We start from the raw sequence: 13,435 nt of genomic DNA, 5'->3' as shown, positions 1-13,435 counted from the left end.
GGAGATAACAACATGTTCAAAAAAATAGCGCTTCTGGCAGTAATTGGCGCCGCCATATTTGGCTTTTTTCACTTTGGGTTAAACAGCTATCTTACCCTTGAAGGAATGAAAAGCTCGTTAAATACGTTTCAAAGTGAAATAGAGTCAAATCCGTTTGTTAGCATAGGTGTGTTCTTTGCCATTTATGTTGCGGTAACGGCACTGTCACTGCCTGGGGCAGCCATTTTAACGTTGGCAGCCGGAGCGCTATTTGGACTAGTTCAAGGTTTAATTATTGTGTCGTTTGCCTCAAGCATTGGGGCAACGCTAGCCTTTTTGGTGTCGCGCTTTATTCTGCGCGATACTGTGCGCAATAAGTTTAAAGAAAAGCTTAAGAAGATTGACGAAGGCGTTGAAAAGCAAGGTGCGTTTTACCTATTTACCCTGCGCCTAGTGCCGGTATTTCCGTTCTTTTTAATTAACCTGTTGATGGGGCTTACCGCATTAAGAACCTGGACGTTCTATTGGGTTAGTCAGTTGGGCATGTTGGCGGGTACCGCTGTGTATGTAAATGCTGGTACCCAGCTGGCCCAAATCGACAGCTTATCGGGTATTGTTTCACCTAGCCTAATTCTTTCATTTGTGCTGTTAGGTATATTCCCTTGGATTGCTAAAGGCATAGTGGCCTTAATAAACAGACGTCGCGTGTATAAGGGATACAACAAACCTAAGCGTTTCGATAGAAATTTAGTGGTAATTGGTGCAGGTGCCGGTGGATTGGTAACAAGCTACATAGCCGCGGCAGTAAAAGCAAAGGTGACTTTGGTTGAAGCGGGCGAGATGGGTGGCGATTGCTTGAATTATGGTTGTGTACCCAGCAAAGCAATTATTAAAACCGCTAAAGTTGCAAACCAAATGCGAAACGCAGAAAACTATGGTTTACATGCGGTTGAACCTACTATGTCGTTTAAGACAGTGATGGCTCGTGTGCACGAAGTGATTGCCGCTATTGCGCCTAACGACAGCGTAGAGCGTTATACCAGTTTGGGAGTGGACGTTGTAAAAGGGTACGCCAAAATTGTTGACCCTTGGACAGTAGAAATTAAGACAGAGTCGGGCGATGTACAAACACTGACTACCAAGAACATTGTGGTTGCTACTGGTGCTGCTCCGTTCGTTCCTGAGTTACCTGGCATAGAAGACAGCAGTTATGTGACGTCAGATACACTGTGGGAAAAGTTTGCCACGTTTGAAGATGCGCCGAAAAAGCTGATAGTGCTTGGCGGCGGTCCAATTGGCTGTGAGTTGGCGCAGGCGTTTTCGCGATTAGGTAGCAGCGTAACTCAAGTTGAATTAGCGCCGCGTTTAATGGGGCGGGAAGACGCCGATGTGGCTGAATACGCTGAATCTGTGTTGCGAGACAGCGGTGTAAATGTGATGACATCGCACAAAGCGCTTCGTTTTGAACAAACACAAGAAGGCCGTGTGCTTATTGTTGAAAAAGAAGGGCAAGAACACGCCATTGCATACGATGAAGTAATTGTAGCGGTAGGAAGAAAGGCACGTTTAAACGGGTTTGGTCTTGAAGAGCTTGGCATTCAGTTCGACCGCACTATTGAAACCGATGAGTACTTACAAACGCTTATGCCAAACATCTACGCCGCGGGTGACGTAGCAGGGCCGTACCAATTTACTCATGTTGCTGCACACCAAGCGTGGTATGCGGCGGTTAACGCCTTATTTGGCTCGTTTAAGAAGTTCAAAGTGGACTATCGCGTAATTCCGTGGACTACGTTTATCGACCCTGAAGTAGCACGTGTGGGTTTAAACGAGCGTGAGGCTAAAGAACAAAATATCGACGTTGAAGTTACCCGTTATGATTTTGCTGAGCTTGATCGCGCAGTAGCAGAGAGTGCACGCAAGGGGTTTATTAAAGTGCTTACGCCACCAGGTAAAGACACCATTCTAGGTGTTACTGTGGTGTCGGAACATGCGGGCGATTTGCTAGCCGAGTTTGTCATTGCTATGAAGCACGGCTTAGGCTTAAACAAAATCTTAGGCACTATTCACGCTTATCCAACGTGGGCTGAGGGTGCTAAGTACGCAGCAGGAAACTGGAAGCGCGCGAATGCACCAGAGAAGCTGCTAGAATATGTCGAAAAATTCCACACATGGCGCAGAGGGTAGTGTTGCGACGCGGCCTTTTAACCTGGTGTAGTTGGGCGTTTATTTGCTTAACTGTGAATACAGAGGTGTTGTCTACGCCTTTGCCGTCACAAAATAACGTTTCAAACGTAGATACAACGGTTTCGCCCACAGTGCGCTTTCATGCGTGGGGCGGAAGCGCTCAGGTCAATGGTTATATTCGATGGCTGGCAAAAGAGCTGGCACAGAAACACAATATAGCATTGCAGCATGTGAAGCTTGCCGATACGAGCGATGCCGTAGCAAGAGTATTAGCTGAAAAAGCGGCGGGAAACAGCAGCGAAGGGTCTGTCGATCTTATTTGGATAAACGGTGAAAACTTTGCCACAATGAAAAAGCATGGGCTTTTAGCGCCCAATTGGGTAGACGAGTTACCTTCGTTTGCATTAACCAGCCCAAATGAAAACCCCGCAATGACAACCGATTTTGGCGAATCTACCTTGGGTATGGAAGCCCCTTGGGGAAAAGCCTCAATGGTGTTTTACATTCGCCAATCTCACTTTCAGCAAGCCGCATTAGCGCCCCCAACAAACCTTGAAGAAATTTTAGCATTTACGCAGCAATCACCAGGCCGATTTACTTACCCCACGCCAAACGATTATTTAGGTATCTCCTTTCTAAAATATGCGCTTCTACAACTTAACCCGCAGCATCGCGATTTGTTTTATCAACCTGTCACTGAGCAAGCGCTATCTAAAACGCTACCGTCTTTATGGGCTTTTTTAGATGCATTGCATCCGAATATGTGGCGTCAGGGTAAAATGATGGTTAGACAGGCATCTGAGTTGCAGCGGTTAATGGGCAGCGGTGAGCTATCAATGGCGTTTTCCTTCACGGCTGCCGAAATTCCAAGCGCGGTAGAGCGGTTTGACTTACCTACCGACATTCGAACCTATGCTATGAAAGATGGTAGTTTGGCGAATGTGCATTTTATTGGGCTTACTTTTAATTCACCTAATAAGCAGGCTGCCAAGGATGTAGTGAATTTTATGTTGTCTCCACAAGCTCAGGCTGAAAAGCAGAAATTAACGGTGTGGGGAGACGATACCGTACTTGATATGCGCAGATTAAGCGAGGCGCAAAAACGTATGTTCGATGAGCCATTGTCGCATCCCTCTGCGCTAGATAAGTCGGTTGCTGTGCCACTGCTTGGAGAGCCGCATGCAAGTTGGACAGATGCATTGCGTGATGCATGGTATAGCCGGTACGGAGCGCGCTACTGATGTTCTCGCATGTTACGGTTTACGCAAGATACGCGCTGTTATTGTTGCTTTTGGTACCGGTAACCGTAGGCGTTATTGGTGTGGTATTTCCTGCTTTGGGGTATTTTCCCGCGTTGGGGGAACACTCCTTTTCGTTTCGCGTTTTTGTTGAGCTTTTTAATGTTCAACACATTGGAAAGATGATTTGGCTCTCGCTGTTCAGCGGTGTTGGATCAACAATACTGGCGTCGTTTATCACATTTTTGCTACTAGCACATTGTTATCAATCATCATTACTTAATAAAGTACAGGCGCTTCTGAGCCCTCTGTTAGTGTTGCCTCACGCGGCAGCCGCCATTGCGCTTCTTTTTGTGCTAAGCCCGTCGGGCTTAGTTGCACGCTTTATTGGAACTATTACCGATAGCGCAATGCCCTCAACAACGGTAGGACTGTTTCCCTATGATGAATGGGGGCTTAGTGTACTTTTAGTGTTAGTGATTAAAGAAGTCCCCTTTATTCTTCTTATGGCGCTGAGTGTTATGGCACAGCCAAACAACAAACAAAAACTAGAAGGCTATCAACGTGCGGGCGCAGCGCTTGGCTACAGCACTTCTGGAACCTTCTTCAAACTTATGCTGCCATCAATATATCGCCAAATAAAGTTACCCATTTTAGCCGTGTTGGTGTTCGCCACGTCTAATGTCGAAATTCCTTTACTTATAGGTCTTAACAATCCAAGCACGCTTTCTGTGGCCATTTTGCATTGGTTTAATCATGTCGATCTCTCAATGCGTTTACTTGGCTCTGCGGCATCCATTTTACAAGGTGTAGTGTGCGTGCTTGCTATCGTGGTTTTCTTTACCGTAGAGAGAATGATTTCGTGGTGGGGGCGCAGACAGCTTTCAACAGGTCGTCGTAATTTCTTCAACCGCACTGTTGCGTTGTTAGGAACGTGTACGGTTGGCATATATGCGTTTTTAATTGCAGGCGTTGTGTATACGGTAGTTTCTTATTCATTTGCTGAGCATTGGGTGTTTCCTCGCTTGTTTCCAGAAGCGCTAACGCTGCTGCACTGGAAAACCGCATTTAGTGCAATTGGCCAGCCTTTGCTTAACACTTTATTACTTGGATTAGCAACAAGCGTTTCATCAGTGGTGCTGGTTTTACTAACGCTTGAAAGTGAAGTGCTCGTGCCAGCAACGCGAAAAGCGGCTGCGTTATTTTCATTTTCACTGTTCTTACCGCTGTTGGTACCAGGTGTTGCTTTCTTGTATGGGTTGGTATGGTTTCAGCAACTCTTATCAGTGCACTCGTTGGGGTTTCACACCTACATTGCACACATGGTGTATGTGTTGCCCTACGTATACCTGTCGCTTGCGGTGTCTTATCAGCGTTTCGATAATCGCTATGTAATGGTGGCACAAAGCCTAGGAAAATCGCCGTTTCAGGTGTTTTGGTATGTAAAACTGCCTGCGCTACAAAATTCTGTATTGGTGGCCTGGGCGCTCGGATTAGCAATTAGCTTTAGCCAATACTTACCAACCATGTTGGCGTCTGGTGGGGCAATTCCAACGGTTACAACAGAGGCAGTGGCCTCTGTTTCGGGCTCTAGTGTTCGGCTAACAGCAGTTTATGCGGTTATTCAAGCATTAATGCCTTTGTTGGGGTTTGTAATTGCTTGGACATTACCCAAGTTAATCACACTTCACCGAGAGCGTAGGCGAACACATAATCATAGAAGTAAGCGAATAAGCAGTCATATGAGTAGAAAAGAACGCTTAGGAAAAAAGGTAGTAAATCATGGCCGTTGATACTGGTGCGAAAGACCAACGAATCCTGAGCTTACAGCACCTGCAAGTAGAAAAAGAGGGTAAGCCTTTAGTAACGCTAAATACACAAGTGCAAGGGCAAAGTGTATTAACCATTATGGGCCCAAGCGGGTGTGGTAAGACAACGTTGCTTAACGCTATATTTGGTCAGTTAGCTGCGCCTTTTACGTTTACAGGTGATATCAGTATTAACGGGCGCTCTGTTACTGCACTTGAACCTTACAAGCGAAATATTGGCATTATGTTCCAAGATGCATTGTTGTTTGAACATATGTCGGTAAAGGAAAATATTGCCTTTGCGATGCCGCCAAAGTTACACAGTACAAAGCAAGCGCAATCACAGGCTATCGACACCATGTTGCAGGAAGTGTCGCTTGAGGGCTTTGGTGAGAGAGGAATTGATGCGTTGTCTGGTGGGCAGCAGGCAAGAGTGTCACTGCTTCGTACGTTGGCCGCAGAGCCTGATGTGGTGTTGCTTGATGAGCCGTTCAGCAAATTGGATGCGTCGCTTCGATCGCAAATTCGTACGTGGACGTTTGAGCAAATAAAACAAAGAAATATACCCGCGGTGCTGGTGACGCATGATATTGAAGACGCCAACGCTGCCGGTGGTGAAATAATAGAGTTGATGCCATGCTAGACGCCAAAGTAACCCCATTAATAAAGCCATTACTGCTACCTTTTATAAAAGTGTTGAGTAGGGCAGGAATAACGCCAAATCAGGTAACGGTATTTGGTTTTTTGATAGGGATAACGGCAGTCCCCTTTATTATTCTTAATTGGTGGAGCGCCGCGCTAGGTTGCATTATTACCAACAGAATTTGTGATGGAATAGACGGAGAGTTGGCGCGATTTCAACAAAACAGCAGCAGTGCAGGTGGTTTTTTAGATATCTGCCTAGATTTTTTGTTCTATGCGTCTATTCCATTGGCATTTGGAATCGCAAATCCTCATGAATGGGGGGCACCCGCATTGGTGTTATTGGCCACATTTATTGGAACAGGCAGTAGTTTTCTAGCGTTTGCTATTTCAGCTGAGCGCTATCAAATAGACCGACCACAATTTGCCAACAAAAGTTTTTACTATATGCAGGGGCTTACAGAAGGTAGTGAAACCATTTTAGTGTTTCTCGCGTTTTGTATTTGGCCAACGTATTTCCCTGTTATTGCGTACGTGTTTGCGGCTGCTTGTACCATTACAATAGCAACCCGTGTTGTGGGTGGCTTCAATACACTTAAGCACGTTGAGAGTTTGCATAAAACCAAAGGTGATGAGTAACACAATGGACAACGCTTCAGCCCTTCGACTAACAATATTTTTGAGCGTATTCGCTTTTATGGCGTTGCTTGAGGCTTATAAGCCTGCGCGAAAAGCTGTGTTAAACCGAAAACAGCGGTGGGTGGGCAATTTGTCAATGGTAATGCTTGGTGCCGTGGTGGCTCGTTTACTCCTTCCAACAACACTTCTGGGTGTATCAAGTTGGGCGGAGAGCGAAGGCTTAGGCCTATTCAACAGCATTGAAGGCGCACTACCATTTGCGGTAGTGGTTATTCTTTGTGTTTTAATTCAGGACGTAGTGATTTATTGGCAACACAGATTGTTTCATACCGTTCCTGTACTGTGGCGCATTCACAAAATGCATCACGCTGACAGCCATGTTGATACCACCACAGGGCTTCGGTTTCATCCAATAGAAATTGCGCTTAGTCTGTGCATAAAAGCTGCTGTAATAGTGCTTTTTGGTGTACCGGCGTTAGCTATTGTTGTTTTCGAAGTTGCACTTAATGCGTTTTCTTTATTTAACCACGCCAACATTCGATTACCGGAGACGTGGGACAAACGCGTAAGCACTATCTTGGTCACACAGCGACTGCACCGTATTCATCACAGTCAGGCGAAACAATACTCGAATACGAATTACGGTTTTAGCGTAACGTGGTGGGATAAACTCTTTAACAGTTTTACATCTCAGTCGCGTGTCGATGATGCAACCTTTGAGGTTGGGCAAAAAGACATTCCTGCTGTAAAAGAGAATGCCAGTGTTTTGGCTCTGCTTAAACAGCCTTTTAACCACAAACCTGAAGGCCAATAAGTAAATTAGGGGGCGGGATGTGCTGCGCAGTTAAATTTGTCAGTAGCATTAACGTTGCTACGCTTAGAAATAGCGCATAGTAAAGGAGCTGTTTTGGAAACGTTAGACGTACCTTCGGTATTAAGGCAATTACCCGTCAGTTTACTGTTTAAAAAATGTGGTGAGGATCGCATCTATTCCAGCGATGGCTTTCAGCAGCTTTTTGGTGCCAATGCGTCGTCACTGTTTGATGATAGCAGTATTGCGTTTTACGACCCTATTTCCAAAGCCCCGTTAGAAGCCGACGCCAACCCCTTTGTTTTGGGAGAGACAGGTGGTGCACTGTGTTTATGGGTGAGACTAAAAACCAACTTGTTTACCTTTAACTGTTTAGTTGAAAGCAAAGTTGTAAATCTAGAAGACGGTAACTGGATAGTGCTGTATGTGCGCAATAATGCGGACGAACTATCTGGTGGTTCTAATCTATCGTCGGTAGGAAAGCATTTGTCTTTTCACCAGTTACTGACTAATTGCTCTTCTAAGTTAATTAATGCCAGTGAATGCGAAGTTAAGACTATTATCGACCAAACCCTAGCGGCTTTTGGCGAATTCGGTAATATCGATCGGTGTTATTTGTTTGAGTTTTCAAACGATCGTACTTTTATGACAAATACTCATGAATGGGTTGCAGCTGGTGTAACGCCGTATATAAACGAACTACAAAATATGCCCACAAGTAATATGCCTTACTTTATGGACCATATTCAAGAGGGCATGTTTAAAGTAGATGATGTAAGTAAAATACCTGATTGCGCTGCGGCTGAGCGCGAAGAATTTATGAGAGAACACATTTGCTCGATACTGTGCGTGCGAATAATGGTGGGTGGCACTCTATATGGCTTCGTGGGGTGCGATATAATAGGAAGTCCATACAAATGGCAGTCTTATGACGTTGAGTATTTAGAGAGAATTGGCGAAATACTGGGTAATACCTTACAGAATTTAGTCAATAGAAAGGCCATTGCCAGCATGCAAGACGCCTTGCTTGATGCAAACAAACGTCTGGAACATTTGGCTAATATCGACGGCTTAACGGAAATTCCTAACCGGCGCGTTTTTGATACAACGCTTTCAGAGCAAATTAAGCTTAGTAGAGCGAAATCTACACCTTTGGCATTATTGCTTGTCGATGCTGACGCCTTCAAATTGTACAACGACAATTACGGCCATGTAGCAGGGGATGACGCTTTAAAACAAATAGCTAAAAGTTTATCAAATAGCTGCATTGGTAAAGATGATCTTGCAGCACGCTACGGCGGTGAAGAGTTTGCGGTTATTCTTCCTGGCGTATCGAAAGACGAGGTACATAAAATAGCGACTCGAATTTTACGAAACATCCGTCGCCTTGGCATTTTTCATGAATATTCAGCACATCAAAGTGTGCTTACCGTAAGTATCGGAATGGCCTGCTCGTCAGATGGCAAAGATAGCCCAACGCAATTAGTACAGCGCGCAGACGAGGCGTTGTATAGAGCAAAAAGTGCCGGAAAAAATTGCGCTCATTTTTAGTTTCATTAAAAACTGCCTTAGCATTTCATCTCAAGCGTCTAAATGTGATTAAATTCAATCACATTTTAAATTGTGATTAAGTTTGGTGTTATTTCGATTTGTGTGTATATTCTTGTAATATGAATTGGAAAATTAACGCAGATGACTGCGAGCGCCAATGACCAAAACAGCTTTGAATACATACAATAAACAGTTTGCTGCGGTATTGACTGGCGATATCGTTAATTCGCAAGGTTTGTCTGACAGCGAGTTTAGTAGCGTTATACAGTTACTTAAGACAGAACTTGTGCAATACGCCTCTAAATACGATGGCTATTTCGACATCTTCCGCGGCGATGCATTTCAGTTTGTCACAAACCACGCCCACTTTATTATGAATATTTTAGTTGGCCTTCGCTTAGCGCTTAAAGCACATTCGCCTAGTGTAGATATTCGAGTAAGTGCTGCAGTAGGGGGGGTATCGTATAGAAATACAGAAGTTAAAACGGGTACGGGGCAAGCATTTGTATTATCTGGTCGCGCCTTAGATGAGTTAAAGTCACAGCACATCGCTTTTACATGCTCTAGTCCGTCGCTTATGCGCAGTACTAGTCTTCTTACACAATTTGCAGACAACCACTTAACCGGGCTTACACAAACACAATCTGAAACCGTACTTGCCTATTTAATGTCTGAAGAAAAAAACCATGATAATGTGGCTGCATTATTGGGAAAAAATCGAAGCAACGTAACGCGTATCTTAAATGCAAGTCGCTATAAACTGATTGCCGACTATCTGCATTTTATGGAGCAAGAGATAAACGCCTCGGTGCGAGAAATGTAAGTTGTAGTTAACATTGTTTAGGGAAGGGCATGCAGGAAATAGTATTTGATAATACGGTACTTCTTATAGGTTTATTACTTGTACATCTGATAGCCGATTTTTATCTTCAGCCTTTTTCGTGGGTAGAAAGTAGAAATACAAAACATGCGGTATCACCTTACCTTTATATACATTCACTGCTGCACGGGCTGTTAGCGGCAGTTGTAACCCTATTGTTAGGCGATAAAATTAGCGTAGTTAACACTTTTTACATCAGCGTTTCCATTACACTCACGCATTTTATTATCGATTTAATTAAGTCTTACAGTAAACCCAGCACTACCTCATTTTTAATTGATCAGTTGGCACATGTACTGGTTATATATATTGCCTTCCTTTCGGTTACTAAGCAGTGGGGAGAATCAGTGGCATTGTTGAAAGCACTTAACAGTAGCCAATTAGCAGTTTTGTTAGCGTACTTAGCAGTGCTTAAACCAAGCTCGATTATTATTAAGCAACTGCTGTCTCCCTGGACTGATGAAGTTATGTCTAAGTCTGCTAAACGGCATAATATAAAAGATACGCTATCGCTTAATTTAGAAGCACAACAAACTTTAGCCTTGGCAGGCCAGCGCATTGGCTACCTTGAACGCACGTTAATGCTTACGTTTGTTCTACTTAATCAATTTTCAGCCATTGGCTTTTTAATCGCAGCAAAGTCGATATTTCGTTTTGGCGATCTAACTAAACACCAAGATAGAAAATTAACCGAGTATGTATTGCTGGGAACATTTACCAGCGTTGCCATTACGCTAGCCATTGGACTAGCTTGCGCCTATATGTTGGATGTAATGCCTGTGAAATAGCGCGTTAACGCTGCACATGTAATGGTAAAGGATCACGCTTTTCGTTATTCAGGGAGTATATGTGAACACACTGAATGTCTATCTTGCATACCTTTATTTTTTGTATCTTCACGCATTAGTCATCGATGTGTGACATACTGCCGCTTCATTTTTTTGTGACGGATCACCTGTGACTACAATTATGATGTTATTGGTGTTTGCATCGCTTGGTGTAAACATCGCAGTGGGTATTTATTTTCTCGTGCTTGCAAAGCGCGATATATCAACGCCAGTATTTATCTTGTGGGCGTTTTCTTGTTTTACTTACTGCTTAGGTTTAGTGGTAAACGTTGCAGGCGCATTACCAGGTTTACCACAGATTTGCTATTTCCTTGCTAGCTGCTTATTACTGGCGGGTTTCTACCGCTTGGAGGACAAAAAGCCAAGTACGAATGTTCCGCGTGTGCTAAACCATAAGGTTGCTTGGTGTACCGCTGGAGTAGCGGCTATCGCCGTTTCTGCGTTTTTTACTCCTTATTATCAGGCAATAGCAAGCGGTGCTATCGCTGTTGTCTTTGGGCTTTGTTTTCTTGCCTTTAGCGTGCACAAACAAGGTTCTCTTAACGGTGTTCGTAGCTTCTTTCGCGCTGTTTTAATTACCCATGCATCGGTAATGATTTGCCAGTCAATTATGCTGGGCTACAGTGAATGGGCTGGGCTTAACTCTGCAGTGCAGACTTGGGCAGCAGTAAGCATTGCAGCCCACATTGCACTTTGTATTATTACTTCAGTATTGTTGCCTTTTATATTGGTGTACCAGCAAAAACAAAAATGGCAGACACTAGCGAATGTGGATGAATTAACCGGAGTCTACGGAAGACGGGCTTTCATTGGAAAGGTAAACGAGTTGCTGTCTGAGCAAGGTAGGGACAATTGCTCGCTAATGGTTATAGATATAGATCATTTTAAAACCATCAATGATAAATACGGACATTCAACAGGCGATCGTGTGTTAAACACCATCGCGTCAGAGCTGAATGAAGCACTTAGTGATAGTCATATTATTGGAAGGCTAGGTGGAGAAGAATTCGCTATATTTGTGTCTGGCGAGTCGAAACTACAAACCTTTCAGCTAGCTGATACACTACGACGAAAAGTAGAAACACTGTCGATAAAAGACGGTAAGGACGAAGTGTCGGTAACCATAAGCATTGGCATGATTTTCTCAAACTCTTTAGAAGATACCTGGCATTCACTTTTTAATACCGCTGATACCGAGCTTTACAACGCGAAAGCGCGGGGAAGAAATCAAATATCTCCGCGGTTTCAAGTCGTGGCATGATGGTTGTGCTAAGTAAGCTCCAACTTAAAGTTCTATACACTATTTTTTAGTTTTCATTCCGTGTGCTGAATATTAGTTATCTATTATCTATTTGATATAAGTGCTTGTATATTATTAGTAATTTCTTTTAATATTGTCGTGGCCAAGGATGGTTGCCGTTTCAATGTTACGTTCTAATGGAGTACGTCTACGTTTTAAGCCTCCCTCCTTTGCTCAAAAAACACAAAAATTCAGATAAAAAAGAGAAAAGAACAATGAGAGCAAAACGTATTCTCCCATCACTTTTAGCTGTTTCAATGCTCAGCGCGTGTGGTAGCACCCCTCCACCAACGCCTGAAGAACAGGCGTTCGCAAATCAAATGCGTCAAGCTCTACTTTCAAAAATGCAAGGTATGACTTTACCTGCAGCACAAGCGCAACAGCAGCCGCAAACACCGGCTGTTCCTGAGAGCTTTATTACAGAAAATGAGTTGATGGCGCAAAAGCAAAATGTTGATGCTACAGGCGGCTCTGCAATTTTTTACCGTGAAAAAGACGGTATTATGATTAATGGGCAGATGTTTAACGACTTCGAGGGGCAGGTAGCTAACTTCGGTGGAAACCGTTTTTCAGGGGAATTTACCTACGCAGTACAGAACTTCGATGGCTCATTTACTTTAAAATATTACAGAGCTGGTTCTGAAGGAGCACCAATTAAGATTGCTAAAGTGCTAAAAAGAAACGGTAAATTCGAAGTGAAAACGGTAACAGGAAAAACTATTCCTGGTGATACCGTTATTCCCACGTCTGACGGGTTCATTGTAGGGCGACCTGGCTCTGCGTTTAGGTACACTATCGGAAGTGATCATGTTAAATCGATTTCTTTGCTCGATAATTATCACATTGCTAAATATCAAAATGGCGATGCAGCATCTACTGGCTTCATATTATTAGAGAAGAATGCCAGAAATAAAAACGATAAGGTAGGCGGCCTTTTTGATTCATTCAAAGAGCTTGGCAACACCTTCGGTTTAAATAAAGTTGACGATTATGTATTAGTAAGTCTGAAAGGTGACTCTATAGTTCCAATGGACGTTAGCTTAGGTGGAAAAGACGTTGCGGAGCATTCTGGTTGCAGAAAAAAGAGCACCTTGGTCAATGAATGCGATAATGTTGAATTCAAAGAAGCACTTTATACAAAGATAGGTCTACCAAACTACAGTCATTACTACTGGTCAATAAACTGGGTGCAAACTCAGTCTGGCCCTCTTGCTATCTACCGCACTTCTACGAAAGTCAAAATTGTTGATATAAACAACAACAAAGTTCACACTGCTTTTTCGCGGGCTTTAGGGGTAAACCAATTTGCTGTTGTTGAGAATGCGGACGGTACGACAGCACTTGAAGCACAACTGGGATTTAGTAAAGAAAGAATTGAAGATATCGAAGCCTTCATTATGGAAAATAAAACGGATATCGAGCCAATTCAAACTTTGCAAACATCTTAATGTTTGTGGAAAAAGGTATGTAAGATAGACCGCTTTTTGCGGATAAAAACAAAAAAGGCTTGCCAAATGGCAAGCCTTTTTAATTTGGTGGGCTGGCGGAATTG

General features: G+C 43.6%; 11 protein-coding genes. All 11 read left to right on the top strand.

The features are described from left to right. The first annotated feature begins 12 nt into the window (after positions 1–12). The 11 genes from ACGHAV_RS16360 to ACGHAV_RS16310 all read left to right on the top strand — a co-directional run bounded on the left by ACGHAV_RS16360 (position 13) and on the right by ACGHAV_RS16310 (position 13,331). A complete protein-coding gene (locus tag ACGHAV_RS16360; protein WP_390383094.1) occupies positions 13–2,166 on the top strand; it encodes an FAD-dependent oxidoreductase in 2,154 nt (717 codons plus the stop codon). Continuing rightward, on the top strand, positions 2,151–3,407 hold the full coding sequence (locus ACGHAV_RS16355) for an ABC transporter substrate-binding protein (protein WP_390383092.1): 1,257 nt from the start codon (positions 2,151–2,153) through the stop codon (positions 3,405–3,407). Before ACGHAV_RS16360 ends, ACGHAV_RS16355 begins: the two co-directional genes overlap by 16 nt. Continuing rightward, positions 3,407–5,197: an ABC transporter permease gene (locus ACGHAV_RS16350; protein ID WP_390383089.1), complete on the top strand. Its 1,791-nt coding sequence runs from the start codon at positions 3,407–3,409 to the stop codon at positions 5,195–5,197. Before ACGHAV_RS16355 ends, ACGHAV_RS16350 begins: the two co-directional genes overlap by 1 nt. Then, positions 5,187–5,855, top strand: a complete 669-nt coding sequence (locus tag ACGHAV_RS16345; RefSeq protein ID WP_390383086.1) for an ATP-binding cassette domain-containing protein — start codon at positions 5,187–5,189, stop codon at positions 5,853–5,855. Before ACGHAV_RS16350 ends, ACGHAV_RS16345 begins: the two co-directional genes overlap by 11 nt. Then, positions 5,849–6,493: a CDP-alcohol phosphatidyltransferase family protein gene (locus tag ACGHAV_RS16340; protein ID WP_390383083.1), complete on the top strand. Its 645-nt coding sequence runs from the start codon at positions 5,849–5,851 to the stop codon at positions 6,491–6,493. Before ACGHAV_RS16345 ends, ACGHAV_RS16340 begins: the two co-directional genes overlap by 7 nt. A gap of 4 nt (positions 6,494–6,497) precedes the next feature. Beyond that, positions 6,498–7,307, top strand: coding sequence for a sterol desaturase family protein (locus ACGHAV_RS16335; RefSeq protein ID WP_390383080.1), 810 nt, complete (start codon positions 6,498–6,500; stop codon positions 7,305–7,307). A gap of 93 nt (positions 7,308–7,400) precedes the next feature. Beyond that, positions 7,401–8,855, top strand: coding sequence for a diguanylate cyclase domain-containing protein (locus ACGHAV_RS16330; protein ID WP_390383077.1), 1,455 nt, complete (start codon positions 7,401–7,403; stop codon positions 8,853–8,855). 157 nt (positions 8,856–9,012) lie between these two features. Next, positions 9,013–9,678 (top strand): hypothetical protein, encoded by a 666-nt coding sequence (locus ACGHAV_RS16325; RefSeq protein ID WP_390383074.1) that lies wholly within the window; start codon positions 9,013–9,015, stop codon positions 9,676–9,678. A 29-nt stretch (positions 9,679–9,707) separates the two neighbouring features. Continuing rightward, complete coding sequence (locus ACGHAV_RS16320) at positions 9,708–10,523, top strand: DUF3307 domain-containing protein (RefSeq protein WP_390383071.1); 816 nt, start codon at positions 9,708–9,710, stop codon at positions 10,521–10,523. 169 nt (positions 10,524–10,692) lie between these two features. Continuing rightward, positions 10,693–11,844: a GGDEF domain-containing protein gene (locus tag ACGHAV_RS16315; RefSeq protein WP_390383069.1), complete on the top strand. Its 1,152-nt coding sequence runs from the start codon at positions 10,693–10,695 to the stop codon at positions 11,842–11,844. Between the two features lie 209 nt (positions 11,845–12,053). Further along, positions 12,054–13,331, top strand: a complete 1,278-nt coding sequence (locus ACGHAV_RS16310; RefSeq protein ID WP_390383066.1) for a hypothetical protein — start codon at positions 12,054–12,056, stop codon at positions 13,329–13,331. Positions 13,332–13,435: the final 104 nt, after the last annotated feature.

It is taken from the genome of Alteromonas sp. MTD1, from assembly GCF_042848195.1.
Taxonomy (GTDB): Bacteria; Pseudomonadota; Gammaproteobacteria; order Enterobacterales; family Alteromonadaceae; genus Alteromonas.
The sequence above is the reverse complement of the archived record's forward strand: the minus strand, read 5'-3'. Positions and strand labels throughout refer to the sequence as shown.

Excerpts from the sequence above, each read along its gene's own strand:
- ACGHAV_RS16360 (WP_390383094.1), top strand. The coding sequence starts at position 13 with ATGTTCAAAAAAATAGCGCTTCTGGCAGTAATTGGCGCCGCCATATTT.
- ACGHAV_RS16355 (WP_390383092.1), top strand. The coding sequence starts at position 2,151 with ATGGCGCAGAGGGTAGTGTTGCGACGCGGCCTTTTAACCTGGTGTAGT.
- ACGHAV_RS16350 (WP_390383089.1), top strand. The coding sequence starts at position 3,407 with ATGTTCTCGCATGTTACGGTTTACGCAAGATACGCGCTGTTATTGTTG.
- ACGHAV_RS16345 (WP_390383086.1), top strand. The coding sequence starts at position 5,187 with ATGGCCGTTGATACTGGTGCGAAAGACCAACGAATCCTGAGCTTACAG.
- ACGHAV_RS16340 (WP_390383083.1), top strand. The coding sequence starts at position 5,849 with ATGCTAGACGCCAAAGTAACCCCATTAATAAAGCCATTACTGCTACCT.
- ACGHAV_RS16335 (WP_390383080.1), top strand. The coding sequence starts at position 6,498 with ATGGACAACGCTTCAGCCCTTCGACTAACAATATTTTTGAGCGTATTC.
- ACGHAV_RS16325 (WP_390383074.1), top strand. The coding sequence starts at position 9,013 with ATGACCAAAACAGCTTTGAATACATACAATAAACAGTTTGCTGCGGTA.
- ACGHAV_RS16320 (WP_390383071.1), top strand. The coding sequence starts at position 9,708 with ATGCAGGAAATAGTATTTGATAATACGGTACTTCTTATAGGTTTATTA.